16 protein-coding genes are annotated in these 19,579 nt (G+C 69.7%); 7 read left to right on the top strand and 9 right to left on the bottom strand.

What is annotated here, in order from left to right:
• Nucleotides 1-167 precede the first annotated feature (167 nt).
• The 3 genes from KF903_RS07460 to KF903_RS07450 are packed head-to-tail and all read left to right on the top strand — an operon-like array spanning nucleotide 168 to nucleotide 8,247.
• Nucleotides 168-1,358, top strand: a complete 1,191-nt coding sequence (locus KF903_RS07460) for an efflux RND transporter periplasmic adaptor subunit (protein WP_291213189.1) — start codon at nucleotides 168-170, stop codon at nucleotides 1,356-1,358.
• Complete coding sequence (locus KF903_RS07455) at nucleotides 1,355-5,086, top strand: efflux RND transporter permease subunit (RefSeq protein WP_291213187.1); 3,732 nt, start codon at nucleotides 1,355-1,357, stop codon at nucleotides 5,084-5,086. The genes KF903_RS07460 and KF903_RS07455 overlap by 4 nt, the downstream gene beginning before the upstream one ends.
• A complete protein-coding gene (locus KF903_RS07450) occupies nucleotides 5,083-8,247 on the top strand; it encodes an efflux RND transporter permease subunit (RefSeq protein ID WP_291213185.1) in 3,165 nt (1,054 codons plus the stop codon). The genes KF903_RS07455 and KF903_RS07450 overlap by 4 nt, the downstream gene beginning before the upstream one ends.
• Nucleotides 8,248-8,285: 38 nt before the next feature.
• Here KF903_RS07450 and pcp read toward each other — a convergent pair whose 3' ends face one another.
• Genes pcp through KF903_RS07405 form a run of 9 tightly spaced genes read right to left on the bottom strand, consistent with a single transcriptional unit; the run spans nucleotide 8,286 to nucleotide 16,203 of the window.
• Entirely contained in the window at nucleotides 8,286-8,942 is a 657-nt protein-coding gene (gene pcp / locus KF903_RS07445) for a pyroglutamyl-peptidase I (RefSeq protein ID WP_291213182.1), read from the bottom strand.
• Complete coding sequence (locus KF903_RS07440; protein ID WP_291213180.1) at nucleotides 8,942-9,910, bottom strand: DUF979 domain-containing protein; 969 nt, start codon at nucleotides 9,908-9,910, stop codon at nucleotides 8,942-8,944. The genes pcp and KF903_RS07440 overlap by 1 nt, the downstream gene beginning before the upstream one ends.
• A complete protein-coding gene (locus KF903_RS07435; protein ID WP_291213177.1) occupies nucleotides 9,904-10,608 on the bottom strand; it encodes a DUF969 domain-containing protein in 705 nt (234 codons plus the stop codon). The genes KF903_RS07440 and KF903_RS07435 overlap by 7 nt, the downstream gene beginning before the upstream one ends.
• Entirely contained in the window at nucleotides 10,605-11,381 is a 777-nt protein-coding gene (locus KF903_RS07430; protein WP_291213175.1) for a 5-oxoprolinase subunit PxpA, read from the bottom strand. Before KF903_RS07430 ends, KF903_RS07435 begins: the two co-directional genes overlap by 4 nt.
• Nucleotides 11,378-12,316 carry a biotin-dependent carboxyltransferase family protein gene (locus KF903_RS07425; protein ID WP_291213174.1) on the bottom strand — a complete coding sequence of 313 codons (939 nt, stop codon included), beginning with the start codon at nucleotides 12,314-12,316 and terminating at the stop codon, nucleotides 11,378-11,380. The genes KF903_RS07430 and KF903_RS07425 overlap by 4 nt, the downstream gene beginning before the upstream one ends.
• The gene (gene pxpB, locus KF903_RS07420; RefSeq protein ID WP_291213170.1) at nucleotides 12,313-13,038 is read right to left on the bottom strand and encodes a 5-oxoprolinase subunit PxpB; all 726 of its coding nucleotides are present in this window, start codon (nucleotides 13,036-13,038) and stop codon (nucleotides 12,313-12,315) included. Before pxpB ends, KF903_RS07425 begins: the two co-directional genes overlap by 4 nt.
• Nucleotides 13,038-13,454 carry an HIT family protein gene (locus tag KF903_RS07415; protein ID WP_291213167.1) on the bottom strand — a complete coding sequence of 139 codons (417 nt, stop codon included), beginning with the start codon at nucleotides 13,452-13,454 and terminating at the stop codon, nucleotides 13,038-13,040. The genes pxpB and KF903_RS07415 overlap by 1 nt, the downstream gene beginning before the upstream one ends.
• Nucleotides 13,451-14,128 carry a dienelactone hydrolase family protein gene (locus KF903_RS07410; RefSeq protein ID WP_291213164.1) on the bottom strand — a complete coding sequence of 226 codons (678 nt, stop codon included), beginning with the start codon at nucleotides 14,126-14,128 and terminating at the stop codon, nucleotides 13,451-13,453. Before KF903_RS07410 ends, KF903_RS07415 begins: the two co-directional genes overlap by 4 nt.
• Nucleotides 14,129-14,169: 41 nt before the next feature.
• Nucleotides 14,170-16,203, bottom strand: a complete 2,034-nt coding sequence (locus KF903_RS07405) for a diguanylate cyclase (protein WP_291213161.1) — start codon at nucleotides 16,201-16,203, stop codon at nucleotides 14,170-14,172.
• Between the two features lie 203 nt (nucleotides 16,204-16,406).
• Between KF903_RS07405 and rimO the strand changes: the two genes are divergently transcribed.
• From rimO to KF903_RS07385, 4 genes are all read left to right on the top strand, one after another.
• Nucleotides 16,407-17,726 (top strand): 30S ribosomal protein S12 methylthiotransferase RimO, encoded by a 1,320-nt coding sequence (gene rimO, locus KF903_RS07400; protein WP_291213159.1) that lies wholly within the window; start codon nucleotides 16,407-16,409, stop codon nucleotides 17,724-17,726.
• A gap of 68 nt (nucleotides 17,727-17,794) precedes the next feature.
• On the top strand, nucleotides 17,795-18,031 hold the full coding sequence (locus tag KF903_RS07395) for an AbrB/MazE/SpoVT family DNA-binding domain-containing protein (RefSeq protein ID WP_291213156.1): 237 nt from the start codon (nucleotides 17,795-17,797) through the stop codon (nucleotides 18,029-18,031).
• Entirely contained in the window at nucleotides 18,021-18,428 is a 408-nt protein-coding gene (locus KF903_RS07390; RefSeq protein WP_291213153.1) for a PIN domain-containing protein, read from the top strand. Before KF903_RS07395 ends, KF903_RS07390 begins: the two co-directional genes overlap by 11 nt.
• 12 nt (nucleotides 18,429-18,440) lie before the next feature.
• Entirely contained in the window at nucleotides 18,441-19,439 is a 999-nt protein-coding gene (locus KF903_RS07385; protein ID WP_291213151.1) for a DUF3025 domain-containing protein, read from the top strand.
• Nucleotides 19,440-19,579 lie beyond the last annotated feature (140 nt).

The following is a 19,579-nucleotide window of genomic DNA, read 5'->3' as shown; positions in this document are numbered from 1 at the left end:
GCGGCTGCCCGGCGTGACGGTCCGGGCGCGTGGTCGGCGGCTGGCGCGCAGCCTCGTCGCCGCCATCGGCAGGCATGACTTGCGACCTGCGTGACTTGCGGCCCATGCGCCCTTGTCTGGTGTTTTAGTAAGGTACAACACCAGATATTTTACACGGGCGCAGCGTCATGATTTTCAAGAGTTTATTGGGTCAAGGCCATGGCGGTGGCGCGATCTCCGCGCTGTTCGCGGGCGCTCTGGCCGTGTCGCTCGGCGGCTGCGGCGGCGGTGGTGCCGCGGCGGCTGACAAGCAGGCCGACGCGCGCAATGCGGTACCGGTGGAGGCGGTTCGCGCCAGCCAGCAGTCGATCACGGCCAACTATTCGGGTACGGCCACGCTCGAGGCGGTCGGCGAGGCGCAGGTGGTGGCCAAGACCAGCGCGGTCGTACTCAAGATCCTTGCCGAGGAAGGCAGCCGCGTGCAGCAGGGACAAGTGCTCGCGCAGCTCGATGCCGACGCGGCGAACAACAAGCTCGCCCAGGCCACGGCGACGCTGCGCAAGGCGCAGGCGGCCTTCGACAAGGCCGAGCGCGGTTACGCGCTCAAGATCACCCCCAAGTCCGACTACGACAGCCTGCACTATGACCTCGAGGCGCAGAAGGCCGTGGTCGCCGGCGCGCAGCTCGAGCTGTCGTACACGCGCGTGGTGGCGCCGATCTCGGGCGTGATCGCGCGGCGCTCGGTCAAGGTCGGCAACCTCGTGCAGCTCAACCAGGCGCTGTTCGACATCGTCGATCTCGATCCGCTGCAGGCCGTGCTCAACGTGCCCGAACGCGATCTCGACACGCTCAAGGCCGGGCAGGGCGTGCGCATGCGCGTCGATGCGCTGCCGACGCAAGTGTTCGATGGCGTGATCGCGCGCATCGCGCCGGTGGTCGATGCCAGCAGCGGCACCTTCCGCGCGACCTGCGAATTCCGCGATTCCACCCGCACGCTCAAGCCCGGCATGTTCGGCCGCATCGAGGTGGCCTATGACCAGCGCCACGATGCGCTGGTGGTGCCGCGCAACGCGATCGCCGAGGAGGATGGCGAGACCTCGCTGTTCGTGGTGGAGCCGGCGCCCGCCGCGGCGCCTGCCGCGGGCAAGGCTGCCGACAAGGCAGCACCACCTTCGTTCGTGGCCAAGCGCCGCGTGGTCAAGGTCGGTTATGCCGATGGCGATCGCATCGAGGTGCGTGAAGGCATCAGCGCCGGCGAGCGCGTGATCACGGTCGGTCGCAATGCCGTGCGCGACGGCACCCAGGTGCAGGTGCTCGATGCCGGCACCGCCGCGGTCGGTGCGTTGGCTCTGCACGCGGATGCGGGATCGGCGCGGTGAACCTGCCCGAATTCGCCACCCGGCGCCGCGTCACGGTCGGCATGCTGACCGTGACTCTGGTGCTGTTCGGCGTGATTGGCCTGGCGGGCCTCAAGGTCAACCTGTTGCCCGACCTGTCCTATCCCACGCTCACGGTGCGTACCGATTACGAAGGTGCGGCGCCGGCCGAGATCGAGAACCTCGTCAGCCAGCCGATCGAGGAAGCGGTCGGCGTGGTCAAGAACGTGCGCAGGGTGCATTCGGTCTCGCGCACGGGGCAGTCCGATGTCGTGCTCGAGTTCGCCTGGGGCACCGACATGGACATGGCCAGCCTCGAAGTGCGCGACAAGCTCGACAGCGTGCAGTTGCCGCTGGAAGCGAACAAGCCGCTGCTGCTGCGCTTCAATCCTTCGACCGATCCGATCCTGCGGCTGGGCCTGGCCATGCGCGCCGGCGCCGCGACCGGCGAGGTGCAGCTCAAGCAACTGCGGCGCTATGCCGACGAGGATCTGAAGAAGCACCTGGCGCCGGTGGCTGGCGTGGCGGCGGTCAAGGTTGGCGGCGGCCTCGAGGACGAGATCGAGGTGCTGATCGACCAGCAGCAACTGGCGCGCCTGGGCATCGACATCGACGAGGTCAACACGCGGCTGAAGAACGAGAACGTCAACGCCTCGGGCGGCCGCATCGACGAGGGCAGCCAACGCTTCCTCGTGCGCACGGTCAACCAGTTCCGTTCGCTCGACGAGATCCGCAACCTCGTGATCCGCATCGACGCCGGCGTGCCGATCCGTCTCAAGGACATTGCCCAGGTGCGCCAGGGTCACAAGGAGCGCGAAGGCATCGTGCGCATCGATGGCCGCGAGGCGATCGAGCTGGCCATCTACAAGGAAGGCGACGCCAACACCGTCAGCGTGGCCAAGGCGGTGCGCGCCGAACTCGATCGGCTTGCCGCGAGTCTGCCGGCCGGCGCCAGCCTCACCACGATCGAGGACCAATCGACCTTCATCGAGGCGGCGCTGCACGACGTCGAAAAGGACGCGCTGATCGGCGGTGCGCTGGCGATCCTCATCATCCTGCTGTTCCTCGGTGACGGCTGGAGCACGTTCATCGTCTCGCTGTCGCTGCCGGTGTCGCTGATCGCGACCTTCTTCTTCATGGACCAGTTGCACCTGTCGCTCAACGTCATGTCGCTGGGCGGGCTCGCGCTGGCCACCGGCATGGTGGTCGACGATTCGATCGTGGTGCTGGAGAACATCGCGCGGCTGCGCGAGCGTGGCCTCGGCGTGGTGGCGGCGGCGGTGCAGGGCGCGCGTGAGGTCGGCATGGCGGTCACTGCGTCGACGCTGACCACGGTGGCGGTGTTCTTTCCGCTCGTGTTCGTGCAGGGCGTGGCGGGTCAGTTGTTCCGCGACCAGGCCCTGACGATCACGTTCGCGATGCTGGTGTCGCTGCTGGTGGCGATGAGCCTGATCCCGATGCTCGCTTCGCTCAAGGGCCGCGCGCCATTGGCGTGGCCGGACGAGCCCGCCGGTGGCGGTTCGTTGTGGCGCACCGCCTGGAGCGGCGCCGGCGCGCTGCTGGTGTGGCCGCTGCGCGGTCGGCGCGGTGCCGCAGGCATGGCCCTGTTCGCGCTGAGCCTGCCGCTGCGCGTGCCGGCGGCGGCGATCTATTTCGTGCTCGTGTGCGTGCTGGTCGCGCTCGGCGGCCTGCTCGGCGTTCTCGTGCGGGTGCTGTTCGCCGCCGCGCGACTGCTGCGCGGCGAGGCCACTGCGGCACCGCGCGAACGACTGCGCGAGGCGGCTGCGCGGCTGCGCGCACTGTGGCGTTGGCCGCTCGACGGCAGCGGCCCCTCGCGCCGCCGCTGGTTCATCGCGACCCTGCCGCTGCGCCTGCCGGCGCTTGTGCTGCTGGCCGCGTGGTGGCCGCTCGGCGTCCTCGTCGCAGCGCTGCTGGTGGCGCTGGGCTGGGTCGCGCGGCGTGGCCTGGCGCTGCTCGGTTGGCTCGTCGTCGGTACCTACGATCGCGCGGCGCGGGCCTACCACCGCCTGCTGCCTCGCGCGCTGGCCCATCCGTGGCGCGTGCTTGGCACGGCTGCGCTGGCGCTGGCCGGCACGCTCGCGCTGGTGCCGACGCTCGGCCTCGACCTCATTCCGCAACTGGCGCAGGGCCGCTTCGACATGACCGTGACGTTGCCGCCCGGCACGCCGCTGGCCGAGACCGATCGTGTGGTCGCGACGATTGCCTCGCGACATGCGCAGGATCCCGGCGTGGCCTCGATCTATGGCGTGGCCGGCAGCGGCACGCGGCTCGATGCCAATCCGACCGAGTCGGGCGAGAACATCGCGCGGCTGTCGATCGCGCTGACCGATGGTGGCGGCAAGGCGATCGAGGCCGCCGCGATCGAGCGCCTGCGCAGCGACCTGCCGCGCCGCGATGCGAGCGTCAAGTTCGCGCGACCGCAGCTGTTCAGTTTTGCCGCGCCGCTCGAGGTCGAAATCCGCGGTTACGATCTCGATGCGCTGGCCAAGGCCGGCCAGCGCCTCGGCGAACTCATGCGCGCCTCGCCGCGCTTTGCCGACGTCAAGTCGACGGTCGAAGGCGGCTATCCCGAGGTGCAGATCCGCTTCGACCAGGACCGCGCCGCCGCGCTCGGCCTCACCACGCGCGATATCGCCGATCGCATCGTGCGCAAGGTCAAGGGCGAGGTGGCCACGCGCTACGACTTCCGCGACCGCAAGATCGACGTGCTGGTGCGTGCGCGCGCCGATGATCGCGCCAGCGTCGCCGACATCGGCAATCTCGTCATCGGTTACGTCGCGCCGGCCGCCGCCAGTCGCAGCGGCACCGGCAGCGGAACCGGTAGCAGCACCGGCACGGCGCTCAGCGACAGTGCGCGCAGCAGTGGCGATGTGCCGATCCGCCTGTCGGCCGTGGCCGAGGTGGTGGCGACCCAGGGTCCGAGCGAGATCCACCGCGTCAGCCAGGAGCGCGTGGCGATCGTGTCGGCCAACCTGCGCCACGGCGACCTGGGCAGTGCGGTGGCCGAGGTCGAGCGCATCGTCGCCAGTCATCCGCTGGCGGCCGGGGTCAAGGTGCACGTCGGCGGACAGAGCGAAGAGCTCGATGCGTCGGTGCATTCGCTGCTGTTCGCGCTCGGCCTTGCGATCTTCCTCGTCTACCTCGTGATGGCTTCGCAGTTCGAGTCGCTGCTGCATCCGTTCGTCATCATGTTCTCGATTCCGCTGGCGGCAGTCGGTGCGGTGCTCGCGCTCAAGCTGTCGGGTTCGGCGGTGTCGGTGGTGGTGTTCATCGGCCTCATCATGCTGGTCGGCATCGTGGTCAAGAACGCGATCGTGCTGATCGATCGCGTCAACCAGTTGCGCGAGGCCGGCGTGGCCAAGCGCGAGGCGCTGGCGCAGGCGGCCGAGTCGCGCCTGCGGCCGATCGTGATGACGACGCTGTGCACGCTGTTCGGCTTCGCGCCGTTGGCGCTGGGCTGGGGCGAGGGCGCCGAAGTGCGCGCGCCGATGGCGCTGACGGTGATCGGTGGCCTGGCGGTGTCGACCCTGCTCACGCTAGTGGTGGTGCCGGTGGTGTACGACCTGCTCGATCGGCGCGGCGATGCGTGGTACGCGGCGCGCGCGCGAGCGGCGCAGGCGGTCAGCCCGGATCGCGACGAGTCGGCGGCAGCGAGCGTGGTTCGCGCTGCCGGTGCACCCGGCGCGCCGCTGGCGGAGTCGCCGGCATGACGTTGGCCGAACTCAGCCTGCGTCGCCCCGTCACCGCGATCATGTTCTTCGTGTCGATGTTCGCGATCGGCCTGATCGCGGCATTTCGCTTGCCGCTGGAGCAGTTTCCGTCGATCGACGCGCCGTTCCTGTTCGTGCAGGTGCCGTATCCGGGCTCCACGCCGGCCGAGATCGAACGCACGATCACGCGCCCGATCGAGGAGGCGTTGGCGACGCTGCCCGGCATCAAGCGTATGCAGTCCTCGTCGGCGGCCGAATCGGCGCAGGTGTTCCTCGAATTCAAGTGGGGCGAGCCGATCGCGATCAAGGCGGTGCAGGCGCGCGAGCGCATCGACGCGATCCGCGCCGAGCTGCCATCCGACCTGCAGCGCTATTTCGTGCAGAAGTTCTCGACTGCCGACCAGCCGGTGCTGCAGTTGCGCATCGCCTCGCGCGGCGCCGACCTTGCCAATGCATGGGAACTCATCGATCGCGAGATCAAGCGGCCGCTCGAGCGCATTCCCGGCGTAGCCAGCGTGGAGATTTCCGGCATCGGCAAGCCGGAAGTGCAGATCGAGCTGTCGGCCGATCGGCTCGCCGCGCATCACATCGCGCTCAACGAGCTCTACCAGCGCCTGCAGGCGGCCAACTTCTCGCTGTCGGCCGGGCAGATCGACGCGGCCGGTCGGCGCCTGCGGGTCGAGCCGCAGGGGCAGTGGCGCAGCCTCGACGACATCCGCGCCGTGCCGGTCGACGCCAGCGGCCTCAAGCTCGGCGACATCGCCAGCGTCAGCCTGCGCCCAGCGCGGGTCGAGTTCGCGCGTCGCCTCGATGGCAAACCGGCCGTCGGCATCGACATCCGCCGTGAACGCAACGCCAACCTGGTCGACATCGGCAGCGCGGTGATGGCGCGCGTGCGGCAGATCCAGACCTCGCCCGAGCTGGCCGGCATCCAGGTCTATGCGATGGAGAACCAGGCCGACAACGTCACCGGCGCACTGTCGCAACTGGGGCGTGCCGGGCTCGAGGGCACGCTGCTGTCGGTGCTCGTGCTGTTCTTCTTCCTGCGCGACTGGGCCTCGACGCTGATGGTGTCGCTGGCGATTCCGATCTGCTTCGTCATCACGCTCGGCTGCATGCATTTTCTCGGCATCAGCCTCAACGTGCTGTCGATGATGGGCCTGCTGCTGGCGGTCGGCATGCTGGTCGACAACGCGGTGGTGGTGGTCGAAAGCATCTACCAGTACCGCGAGAAGTTTCCCGAGCGGCCGTGGTACAGCGCCGTGCAGGGCACTCAAGTGGTGGGCGTGGCGATCGCGGCCGGCACCCTGTCGAGCGTGATCGTGTTCCTGCCCAACATCTTCGGCGAGGCCAACAACATCTCGATCTTCCTCGCCCAGGTCGCGATCACGATGTCGATCGCGCACCTGGCATCGTGGCTGGTGGCGGTCAGTCTGGTGCCGATGCTGGCCTCGCGGCTGCCTGCGCCGCGCTTCCTTGGTCGTGACAGCGTGATCACGCGGCTGCGCACGCGCTACGGGCGCATCATCGAGTGGACGTTGTGCCATCGCCGCTGGACGATGTTCGCGCTGGTGGCGATGAGCGTGCTGAGCCTGCTGCCGATGACCCGCACCCGCTACGACATGTTCGACGATGGGCAGTCGCGCCAGTTGCAGTTGTTCTACCAGCTCAACGCCAACTACCGCCTCGCTGACCTCAAGCCGGCGATCGTCAAGGTCGAGAAATACCTCGACGAGAACCGCGCGCGGTTCCAGATCGCGTCGGTGTATTCGTGGTACAGCGAGCAGGGCCAGGCGGTGACGCGGATCCTGCTCACCGCGCCGCAGCCGGGCCTGGGCCAATGGCTGGCCGAGCTCGTCGGGCGCGGCAGCACGCGCCCGGCGGCGCAGATCAAGGAGGACATCCGCGCCGGCCTGCCGCGGCTGGCGATCGGCCAGATCGGCTTCGACGGCAACGGCGATGGTGGGCTCAGCGGCGGGGTCGACATCGCCCTGGTCGGCGATTCGATGCAGACGCTGCGCGAACTGTCGGGCAGTGTGGTCGGCGTGCTGTCGCACCTGCCGAGCCTGCGCGACGTGCGGCCCGACCAGGGCAATGGCGACCGCGAGATGCAGGCGCGTGTCGATCGAGATCGCGCGCGTCGCTACGGCTTCGATGCGCAGACCGTGGCCAGCTTCATCCAGATCGCGCTGCGCGGCATGCCGCTGCGCGACTTCCATGCCGACGACCGGCAGCTGCCGGTGTGGCTGCGCTTCCAGGGCAGCGACACGCGCAGCATGGACGGGCTGTCGGATTTCACGCTGCGGGCCAGCGACGGCAGCCAGGTTCCGCTGCTGGCGATGCTGCGCACCGATTCGCAGGCCACGCCGTCGGCGATCCAGCGCCAGGACCGCATGACCGCGTTCAAGATCGTGGCCAATCTGGCCGACGGCAAGACGATGAACGACGCCCGGGCCGACATCCGCAAGGCGCTCGATGCGCTGGCCTGGCCGCCCGGTTACCGCTGGAGCTTCGGTCAGGGTTTCGACCGCGCCGACCAGGCCGGCAACCAGATGCTGTTCAACACGCTGATCGCGCTGCTGCTGGTGTACGTGGTGATGTGCGCGATGTTCGAATCGCTGATCTATCCGGCCGCGATCCTCACCACCTTCGTGTTCTCGGTGTTCGGCGTGTTCTGGCTGTTCTGGCTCACCGATACCACGTTCTCGCTGATGGCCGCGATCGGCATCCTCATCCTCATGGGCGTGGTCGTTAACAACGGCATCGTGATGATCGTGCACATCAACACGCTGCGCCACGAGGGCCATTCGCGCAGCGAGGCGCTCGTGCTCGGTGCGCAGGAACGCCTGCGCCCCGTGCTGATGACGATGGCGACGGCGATCCTCGGCATGCTGCCGCTCGCGCTCGGCGGCGCGCAGGCCTGGAGCAACGGTCCGCCGTACTACCCGATGGCGCGCGCGATCGCCGGTGGCCTGACCTTTTCCACGATCGTCACGCTGCTCGCGCTGCCGTGCATCTACGCCCTGCTCGACGATGCGCGGCAGTGGACGCGGGCGACCGTTGCCGCGGCGCGGCAGGGGCCGCGCGGGGCGCGCATCGCGGCCGGCGGTCCGCTTGCGCCGGCGGCATCCGCGCCTGGCGGCGCCATGCACAACGGGTGAGCCCGCGCGGGCGCGACGCGAGTGCCGCGGTCGCGCGCTCAGGCGAGCGTGCCGCCACTCGCGCGCAGGTCGTGCTCGACGGCGAGCGCGCAGGCGAGCGTCAGCCGCACGCCTTCGAGCATCGTCGCCAGCGCCATGCTCGGCTGGCCCGCGTGCTGCGCGGCCTGTGCCGGCAGGCATGGCAGGTGCAGAAAGCCGCAGCGCACCGCCGGCGTGCGCTGCGCCAGGCGCTGCGCGAACAGGTAGAACACCTGGTTGCAGACATAGCTGCCTGCCGACAGTGACAGTCCGGCCGGAATGCCGTGCGCGCGCAGCGCGGCGACGATCGCCTTGAGCGGCAGCGTGGCGAAGTGCGCCGGCGGACCGTGTGCGAGCACGGCCTCGTCGATCGGCTGGGCGCCGTCGTTGTCGGCGATGCGTGCATCGACGAGATTGATCGCGACGCGCTCGAACGAAAGTTCGCTGCGGCCGGCCGCCAGCCCGAGCGCGAGCACGAGCGCCGGATCGTGCTCGGCCAGCAGCGCATCGATGACGGGTCCCACGCGCGCGAATGCGACCGGCAGCGTGGCGGTGACGATACGGCGCTTGCCGAGCCACTCGCCGTCGAGCGCGCGCACGATGTCCTGCGCCGGGTTGGCGCCATCGCCGCCGAACGGCTCGAACCCCGTGACCAACAGCGGACGCGCGTCGTTCATCACAGCACCAGCCACCACATGAGTCCGAAGTTGACCGCCAGCAGCATCAGGGCGGTCGGCCATTGGGCGCGGATCACGCCGTACTGGTCGGGCAGTTCGAGCAGCACGGCCGGCACGATGTTGAAGTTGGCCGCCATCGGCGTCAGCAGCGTGCCGCAATAGCCGGTCAGCATGCCGATCGAGCCGAGGATCGCCGGCGCCGCGCCATGCTGCTGCACGAGCAGCGGCAGGCCGATGCCGGCCATGAGCACGGGAAACGCCGCGAACGCATTGCCCATGATGACCGTGAACAGCACCATGCCGAGCGCGAACGCGACGAGGCAGGCCAGTGCGTTGTCGGTCGGGATCACGGCGCCGACCAGCGCCGTGATCGCATCGCCGACGCCGGTGGTGGCGAAGACGCTGCCGAGCGTGGCCAGCAGCATCGGCAACAACGCGGCCCAGCCGAGCGCATCGAGCAGGCGGCGGCCCTCGCCCAAGCCGGTGGCGAGGCCGGCGCGGGTGACGCGCAAGGCGGCCACGAAGGCGACGACACAGGCCAGGCCCAGTGCGGTCAGCGTCGACTGGTGGGCGTCGACGAGCAGCCGCTCGCCCCAGCGCAGCCACGGTCCGGCCAGCACCAGCGCCAGCGTTACCAGCGGAATCGCCAGCGCGGGGCCGAACAGTCGATTGCCCAGGCGCTGCGCGCTGGCGCGGCGTGCCTCGAGCGTTGCGGCATCCTCGGCGGTGGTGCCTAGCCTGCCGCGCGCTGCCATGACGCCGAGGCCGACCACGCCGAGCCCCATGGCCTGTGCCGGCCAGCGCAGGCCTGCGGCGCTGGCGGCCAGCACCGCGTCGCCGAACAGGAACGGCCCGGCGAGGATGGCCCAGAAGCCGGCCATGGACCAGCGCCGCTGGCGCAGGTTGAGCAGCGCCGCGTACAGCAGGAAGGCGCCGAGCAGGGCGTAGACGTGGGTGAGTTTCAGCATGCGGGTTCGCGGTCGGTGCCGGTCGAGGCGCGCGCGCGCCGCTCGAGCCGGCGCTGGAAATGGACCAGCCGCAGCGCATGGATCACGAAGGCCGCGATGGCGGTCGGCAGCGCCCACAGCGCGATCGCGAGCGGTTCGAGTTCGATGCCGTGCTGGGCGTAGAAGCCCTGGATCAGCAGCACCGCACCGAGCGCGATGAACACGTCCTCGCCGAAGAACAGGCCGATGTTGTCGGTGGCGGCGGCCATCGCATCGACCTCGTGGCGGGCGGTCGCAGCGAGCGGGCCGGTGCTGCGTTCGGCAGCGGCCTGACTCATCGGCGCGACCAGTGGCCGCACGGTCTGGGCGTGACCGGCGACATTGGTGAGGCCGAGCATCGACAGGATCTGGCGCAGCGCGAGGTAGCTGGTGAGGAAGCGCGTCAGCGTGAGGCCGCGGAACCCGGCGATCCAGTCGCGCGCGCGTTCGCGCAGGCCGCAGTGTTCGAGCAGGCCGATCACCGGCAGCGTCATCACCATGAGCAGCAGCGCGCGATTGCCGACAAAGGCGTTGCCGAGCATGGCCAGCAGGTCGCCGATGCCCATGCCGGCCGCCAGGCCGCTGACGATGCCGGCGACGACCACCACGAACACGGGGTTCAGGCGCAGCACGAAGCCGATGACGACGCTGGCGACGCCAAGCAATGGCCAGTAGTTCATGTGTCGATCCTTGCATGGCACGCGCAGATGGAGACGCCGGCCGCACCCAGGCTCTCGCGCAGGCGTGCGGCGAAGCGCGCCGCATCGGGCCGGTCGCCGTGCACGCACAGCGTGTCGGCGCGCAGTTGCAGCAGGCTGCCGTCGTCAGCCATGACGCGGCCGTGGGTGGCGATCGCCAGCCCCTGCGCCACGGCCGCGTCGACGTCGTCGATGACCGCGCCGGCCGCGCGGCGCGGCAGCAGCGTGCCATCGGCGCGATAGCGGCGATCGGCGAAGGCCTCGTGGGCGACCTTGAGCCCTAGCGCGGCGCCGGCACGCGGCAGCGCGCTGCCGGCGAGGCCGACGAGGACGAGCGCCGGATCGAACGCATGCACGGCGCCGGCGATCGCGGCGGCGAGGTCGGCGTCGCGCGCGGCCATGTTGTAGAGCGCGCCGTGCGGCTTGACGTGATGCAGCACCTGGCCGGCGGCACGCGCGAACGCGGCGAGCGCGCCGATCTGGTACAGCGTGAGCGCATGCGCCTCGGCGGCGCCGATCTGCATCTCGCGGCGACCGAAGCCCTGCAGGTCGGGCAGGGCGACATGGGCACCGATCGCCACGCCATGCCGCGCTGCGAGCGCCACCGTGCGTTGCATCGTGTCGGCATCGCCGGCGTGGAAGCCGCAGGCGATGTTGGCCGAGCTCACCTGCGCGAGCACGCCCGCGTCATCGCCCATCCGCCAGGCGCCGAAGGATTCACCGATGTCACTGTTGAGGTCGATGCGCAGCGTCATGGCAGTCGGGCGGCGATGGCCTGTTGCAGCCGGGAGAGTTCACGTTCGCGCTCAAGATAGCGGTTCTGCGCCTCGTCGAGGTCGATTTCGACGAAGTGGAGCGGATCGCCCGGCCCGCGCTGGGCCAGCCGGGGCAGATCGATCGCCGCCACCTGGCCGATGCGTGGATAGCCGCCCGTGACCGGGTGCTCGGCCATGAGCACGATCGGTTGGCCGCCGGTCGGCAGTTGCACGGTGCCGAAGGCGCAGGGCTCGCTGGCGAGTTCGAGCGGCCGCTCGAGCGCCAGCCGCGCGCCGTCGAGGCGGTAGCCGACGCGATTGGAGGCGGCGCCGATGCGGAACCTCGTGCCGTACAGCGCCGCGCGCGAGGGACCGTCGAGCGCGCCGAAATGGTGGCCGCGGATGAGGCGCAGCGGCTGGCTCGGATCGACGTCGAACCACGGTCGCGGATCGAGCGACCAGCGTGCGCGCGGGGCACTGCTGGCGACGAACAGCAGCGAATCGCCTTGCTGCAGCGGCGCACCGAAGCCGGCATTGAGGTCGGTGGCACGCGAACCGAGCAATGGCTTGCAGCGCAGGCCGCCCGCCACCGCGAGGCTCAGTCGCTGGCCGCACCGGGCGCGGCCGCAGTCGAGGACCGCGCCGGCGGTGACCGGCAGGCGTTGCCATGGCGCCACCGGCACGCCGTCGAGGCAAGCGTCGAAGGGGGCGCCCGTGAGCGCGATGACGGTGTCGGCATCGAAGCGCAGGCGCGGCCCGAGCACGGTGATTTCGAGCGCCGCGGCGTCCTCGTCGTTGCCGACGAGCGCATTGGCCAGGCGGTGCGCGACCCCGTCCATCGGTCCGGCATGGCCGACGCCGAGCGCCGCGTAGCCGTAGCGGCCACGATCCTGCAGCGTGGTCAGGAAGCCCGGCTTGAGGACGGTCAGGCTCATGCCGTGGCCGCCGCCAGGAGGGTGAATTCGTCGGCTTCGATGGCGCGGAACCGCACGCGGTCACCCGGCAGCAGCAGGCTCGGCTGCGCGCGCGCGGGATCGAACAGGCGCAGCGGCGTGCGCCCGATGAGGTGCCAGCCACCGGGCAATTGCGCCGGATAGATGCCGGTCTGGGCGCCGCCGATCGCGACCGAGCCGGCCGGAACGCGCAACCGCGGCTGCGCGCGGCGCGGCATCTGCAGGCCCGGGTCGAGTCCGAGCAGGTAGGGGAAACCCGCGGCAAAGCCGAGCATCGCCACGCGATAATCGCGCCCGACATGGCGCGCGATGACGCTGTCGGCATCGAGCGCGGCATGGGCCGCCACCGCGGCAAGGTCGGGTCCCGATTCGCCGCCGTAGCAAACCGGGATCTCGACCAGACGACCCTCGTCGGCGGCCAGTCGCGGCGGGGTGGCGAATACGGCCTCGAGCGTGCCTGCCAGGTGCCGCCACGGCGGTTCGCCATCGCGACCGGCCCAGAACGGCGCGTCGTAATGCAGGGCCAGCGTGGCGTAGGCTGGGATCAGGTCGATGAGACCCGGCATCTCGACGCGGCGCAACAGCTCGGCCGCGGCATGCACGCGTGCATTGGTGTCGCGATCGATGCCAGCGCCGAAACGCAGCAGCAGGATGTCTTCGCCCAATGGCTCGATCTGGCAGCCGCTGGCGGCGAGCGTCGGCATCAGTCCAGCTGTGCCTGCAGGGCGCCACGCAGGCGCGCCAGCAGCGCGTCACGCGCCGCGGCTTCGTAGGCGATCGGCGTGCCCTGTCCCCACACCGGCCGCGGCCAGGCGCAATCGTGTGCGTAGCGCGCGATCAGGTGCACGTGCAGCTGCGGCACGAGATTGCCGAGCGCAGCGATGTTGAGCTTGTCCGGCTGCAGCAGGGTCTCCCAGGCACGCCCGACCGCGGTGATTTCATCGAGCAGGGTGCAGCGGTCATCGCGGTCGAGGTCGATCAGCTCGCGCGCGCCGGCGATGCGCGGCACGAGCAACAGCCACGGAAAACGCGCGTCGTCGAACAGGCGCAGCTGCGACAGCGCGAGGTCGCCGACCGGATGGCTGTCGGCGGCCAGGCGCGCGTCGAGCACGAAGCTCATGCGCCACCGCACAGGTGGCGGGCGAAGAAGTCGAGCGTGCGCTGGCGCGCCAGATGCGCACTGTCGGCGTGGTAGTACTCGGCGCTGCCATCGCGGTCGAACGCATGCCGGGCCCCGGGATAGACGAAGATCTCGGCCTGCGGCCAGGCCTCGCGATGACGCGCGATGGCCGCCGGCGGGATCGAGTCGTCGCGCGCACCGAAGTGGAACATCAGCGGTGCCTGGGCCGCTTCGTCCATGACGCGCACGTTGCGGCTGCCGTAATAGCTCACGGCCGGCAGCGCGAGGCGGGTTGCCGCGAGCAGGGCGATGCTGCCGCCCCAGGAAAACCCGACGCAGCCGATGCGGCCTGCCGAGGCGATCGCTTCGGCGGCACTGGCGACGTCCTCGACGGCCAGTTCGAAGCCGACCTCGCCGACCAGTTGCCGGCCACGACGGGTCGACTCCTCGTCGTAGCCGAGCGCCACGTCGCGCTCGACGTGATCGAAGAACACGGGGGCGATTGCGGTGTAGCCGGCCTCGGCAAAGCGCTCCACCACCGAATGGACCCACGCATTGATGCCGTAGATCTCATGCACGACCACGATGCCGCCGCGTGGCGTGCCGCTGGGCTTGGCCAGATAGGCACCGATGCACTGCATGCGCGAGGTGTTGAGGTTGATGCTCTGGCCCATGACTGCTCCACTGGCAATCCGGCAAGCCTATGCGGCGCTGCTCAGCTGTCAATGGTGGCCGTGGCCTGGTAGCGGCGCACGCAGTTGCGGCCGGCCCGCTTGGCCATGTACAGGGCCTGGTCGGCGGCGCCGAGCAGGGCGGCCGCATCGACCCTGCCGCCGAGGTCGGCCACGAAGGCGATGCCGATGCTGATGGTGGCGACGCTGTCCAGTTGCGGGGCCAGTCGGGCCAGCTCGGCGTTGACGCGCTCGCGCAGGCGTTCGGCCAGCGCCAGCACCTCGTCGGCTTCGTGGCGGCAGACGATGGCGACGAATTCCTCGCCGCCGTAGCGGCCGACGATGTCGTCGGAGCCCAGCGCCTCGCGCATCGAAGCCGTGCCGGTGATCAGCACCTGGTCACCGAACAGGTGGCCATGGCCGTCGTTGATGCGCTTGAAGTGGTCGAAGTCGATGAGCATCAGCGCCAGCGAGTGCTCGTCGGCGGTGCAACCGAGCAGGCGCTCCTCGAGGCAGTGCAGCAAATGACGCCGGTTGGCGACCTGGGTCAGCGGATCGGTGGTGGCCGCGCGCAGCAGGTCGCTGGCCTGGGCCCGCAGCGTGGCATTGGCGGTATCGAGCGCCAGACGCTGGTGTTCGATTTCGGTGTTGCGCGCCGCCAGCTCGCGGTTGAGGCGGCGCACCGCGCGATGGCGCCAAACCAGCACGCCCAGGCCGAGCGCGAGGCTGGCCAGCACGATCGCGAACAGGTCGCGGACGAGGGCCTGGCGCTCGATGCGCACGGCCTGCAGCTCGTTGTCCTTGGCCAGCAGCGTGACCCGGTGCTCGGCCTCGGCGCGCTCGCGGCTGACTTCGAGCATGGCGAGCTGGCGGCTGGCGCGGATCCCGCTGAGCTCTTCCCGCGCCTGGGCGTACTTGTGCGCGTAACGCAGCGCCTCCTCGGGTTTGTCTTCGCTGCGCGCGAGTTGCTCGCGCAGCGCATACGCCTGGGCCAGTTGGGTGCGCAGGCGCGTGCCTTCGAGGCCGGCAATGGCATCGTCGATGAGCTGGCGAGCCTGCGCGGTGTCGCGGTGGAGCAGGGCCGCTTCACTCAGGTGCAGCAGCGAGCGTGCGACGATTTCGCGCTGGCGCAATTCGCGGCCAAGGGCGAGTGCCTGTTGCAGGTGGGTGGTGGCGGCTTCGTCCTCGCGCAGGCCGAGCAGGGCGCGGCCGAGCTCGAGGTGGTCGAGTCCCTGGTGGGGAAGGTCGTCGAGCGCGGTGTCGATGGCCAGTGCCTCGCTGGCGGCGGCGCGTGCCTTGGTGTACTCGCCCAGCTCGTTGAGCAGGCTACTGTAGGAGCCGATCAGCGTCGAATACGACGATGGCGGCGCGCCACGTTGCTCGGCCGCTGCCAGCGCCTTCTCGAAATAGCCGCGCGATGCGGTGCCATCCTCGATGTCGCGGTAAAGCAGGCCGAGGTTGCGGTAAATGTGGTCGATGCGATCGCCGGGGTTGGTCAGGGCCTCGAGCTGCACCTCGAGGGCCTTGGCGAAATCGCCACGGTCGCGCAGCACGGTGCCCAAATCGGTCAGCGCGCGCGCCTGGCCGGTGCGATCGCCGGCCTCGGCGAACAGTTCGCGGGCGCGTTCCTGGTGGGCGATGGCGGTGTCGAGGTGCCCGCGGCGCCGCTCGAGGATGCCGAGCATGTTCTCGGCCTGGCCCTGCGCGAGCGGATCGTGCAGCCGCTGGCCGAGCTCGGCCGTGCGCTGCGCGTGAAGCAGGGCATTGTCGTAGTCACCGAGCGCGGTCGCGCTGCGACCGAGCATGGTATGGAGCGCCAGCACCGCAGCGTGGTCGCCGCGCCGCTCGGCGATCGCGAGCGCGCGTTCCCAGGCGCGGTCGGCGACGACGGGCACGTCCAGCGAGGCCGCGAGGTCGCCGATGTTGTCGAGCAGAATCTGCTGCGCCGCGCTGCCGCCGATGGCGCCGGCCAGCCCCACTGCGAATTCGCCGCCCAGCCGGGTCTCCAGCGCCGCCATCAGCGCGCGGCTGCCACGGGCGAGCTCGGCGCGCGGGTAGTCGTCGGCGTGCGCGCTCAACGCAGCCGCGGCGCCGCACGCAGCGACGCACAGGACGCACCGCAGCAGGAGTCGGTGCGCGGAAGACCGCGTACCAGCGTAGGACAGGCTCATGGAGTGACCGCGGCACCGCATACGACGCGGTGGGCCATGTTAACACCGGCTCGTGACCACTACCGGCAACGCCGCTAAACTTTACGATTCCAACATCGTCCCGAGTTCCAATGGCCCGTCGCAACCCGCGGATCGGCTTCGTCAGCCTCGGCTGCCCGAAGGCGCTGGTCGATTCCGAACGCATCCTGACCCAATTGCGGGTCGAGGGCTATCAGCTCATCGCCGGTCATGCCGATGCCGATGTGGTGGTGGTCAACACCTGCGGCTTCATCGACGCCGCCGTGGCCGAATCGCTCGATGCGATCGGCGAGGCCGTGGCCGAAAACGGCAAGGTCATCGTGACCGGCTGCCTCGGCAAGCGCGCCGACCTGATCCGCGAGACGCATCCGCAGGTGTTGTCGGTGTCGGGGCCGCAGGACTATGCAAGCGTGATGCAGGCGGTGCATGCGGTGCTGCCACCGCGGCACGACCCATTCCTCGACCTCGTCCCGCCGCAAGGCATCAAGCTCACGCCGCGCCACTACGCCTATCTCAAGATCTCGGAAGGCTGCAACCATCGCTGCACGTTCTGCATCATCCCGTCGCTGCGCGGCGACCTCGTGTCGCGGCCGATCGACGAGGTGCTGATCGAAGCCGAAAAGCTCGTCAAGGGCGGCGTCAAGGAACTGCTCGTCGTCTCGCAGGACACCAGCGCCTACGGCGTCGACCTCAAGTACGCCGAGCGTGAATGGCGCGGCAGTGCCTACGCGACGCGCATGCAGGGCCTGTGCGAAGGCCTGGCCGAGCTTGGCGTGTGGACGCGCCTGCACTACGTCTATCCGTATCCGCACGTCGACGACGTGATCCCGCTGATGGCGCAGGGCAAGGTGCTGCCGTATCTCGACATCCCGTTCCAGCATGCGAGCCGGCGCATCCTGCGGCTGATGAAGCGGCCCGGTGACGTCGACAAGGTGCTCGCGCGCGTGCAGTCCTGGCGCCAGGGCTGCCCCGAACTGACGATCCGCAGCACGTTCATCGTCGGCTTTCCCGGCGAAACCGAAGCCGAGTTCGAGGAACTGCTCGACTTCCTGCGCGAGGCGCAGCTCGATCGCGTCGGCGCGTTTGCCTATTCGCCGGTCGCCGGCGCGAGGGCCAACGAACTGCCCGATCCCGTGCCCGAGGAAGTCAAGGAAGAACGCCTGGAACGCTTCATGGAGGTTCAGGCGCAGATTTCGGCGGCGCGGCTGGAGGCGAAGATCGGCACGCGCCAGCGCGTCCTCGTCGACGAGGTCGACGAGTACGGCGCGGTGGCGCGCTCGCGCGCCGATGCGCCCGAGATCGACGGCATCGTGCGCATCGACGACGGCCAGCGGCTCCGGCCCGGTCAGTTCGTCGAGGTCGACATCATCCATGCCGACGAGCATGACCTGATCGGACGACTCGTGACCTGAGCTGCGTTTGCGGCGCCGTCCCTGATGGATATGCAATTAATCCGATGTATATCCAAGAGGGTCTTGCCATGAAAGTCGCGCGTTGGGGCAACAGTCTGGCCGTGCGCTTGCCCGCCGCGGTAGTGGAGGCCATGCAGATCAAGGATGGCGATGACATCGAGATCATCGCGGCGAACGCGAAGATGCTGGCCGTCAACAAGAAGCCCGATTTCGAGGAGTTGCTCGCGCGGGTACGACGCTATCGCGGTCGCATGCCCAAGGATTTCAAGTTCAACCGCGAGGAACTGTACGAGCGTGACCGCTAAGGTCTTCTTCGACAGCAACACGCTTCTCTATCTCGCCACGGATGACGCGGAGAAAGCGCAACGCGCTGAGACTCTGTTGCGTGAGGGCGGCACGATCAGCGTGCAGGTCCTCAACGAGATGAGCCTCGCTTGTCGGCGCAAGTTTCGCATGGCGTGGGACGAAGTCGATGAATTCCTCTCCCCGGTGCGCGCCCGATGTCCGGTTCGCGTCATTGACGAGGAAACCTACGATCTCGGGCGGCGCCTGGCCGAGCGCCATCAGTTCCAGGTCTACGACGCCATGATCGTTGCCGCCGCGCTGCTCGCAGGCTGCGACACGCTGTACAGCGAAGTCATGCACGACGGCTTGCGAGTTGGCCACGACCTGACCATCCGCAATCCATTTCGCCAAGAGTGACGCGAAGGCCGCATGACGACACTCACGCCCGATGCGGCCATCGCCCGCTCCGGTGCGAGCACGCAGCCCAAGCCTGCCGCTCCCGCCACTCCCGCCGCGCCCGAACCAACCTTGCACGCGCCGTTCGAGCCCTGGTCCGCCGAACCGGCACAGCGCGGTGGCCTTGTCCAACGCAGGATGCTGGCCGTCGGCGGAACCCTGGCTCATCCGCTGCTGGCGACCTGGCTCGGCGAGCTTGGAGCACCGCCTGATCTGGCAGCGCTGCAGCGGGCGCTGGATGATGCGCAGGCCGGCGACGGCATCGCGCGGCCGCGGCTGCAGGCGCAGACGCGCGACCTGCTCGCCGACGGCCTGCACTATGAGTCGCGCATCGCCGAACGCGGCATTCTCGCCACGCGCGCAGGCACCGCGCACGATGCATTCAACGCCTTGGTGTGGTTGCGTCACCCCGTCCTCAAGTGGGCCGTCAATGCACGCCAAGTGGCCGACATCGCGCGCGTCGGGGCACGCACGCGCACACGCGGCCAGTGTGCGCTGACCCATTTCGACGAGGCCGGCGCGATCGTGTGGCTCAGCGACGCGGCCTTGCTCACGCTGTGGGACGTCCACGACTGGCATGGCCTGTTCGCGACGCAGGCGTCGGCCTGGGGCAGGTCGATGGCGGTCACGGTGTTCGGCCACGCGCTGGTCGAGCACGTGTGGCATGGCCACGACCTGCCGGTGGCCAAGGCGATCGCGGTACGGGTGCCGGCATCGGTCCTGGCTGCGGCGACGATCGGGGCCGGCGCGCTGCTGCCGAGCCTGCCGTGCGGCGAGGCGGCGTTGGCGGCGGCGATTGCCGATGGGCGCCTGCTGGCCGATCCGCAGGAGCTGCGGCCGCTGCCGCTGGCCGGCATTGCCGGCTGGCACGCTGGCAGTGCGCAGGCGGACTTCATCGCTGCCGCGCCGTGTTTCCGGCCGCTGCGCGCGGGGCGGTGCTATCCGGCGGCGTTCGCGCTCGGCGCCGGCTGACGGCGCGGCGGCGGGAACTTTCGCGGCGCCTTGCGGTATCTTTCCGCGCCCGCGACGTGGCGCCGGCTCGCTTTGGTCCGCGCGCGGGATTCGTTCGTTTCGATGTGGCCGTGCCATCAGGCGCGCTGCATCGCCTTGCA

Source organism: Dokdonella sp., assembly GCF_019634845.1.
GTDB lineage: Bacteria > Pseudomonadota > Gammaproteobacteria > Xanthomonadales > Rhodanobacteraceae > Dokdonella_A.
This window is presented reverse-complemented; position numbering and strand designations above follow the sequence as displayed.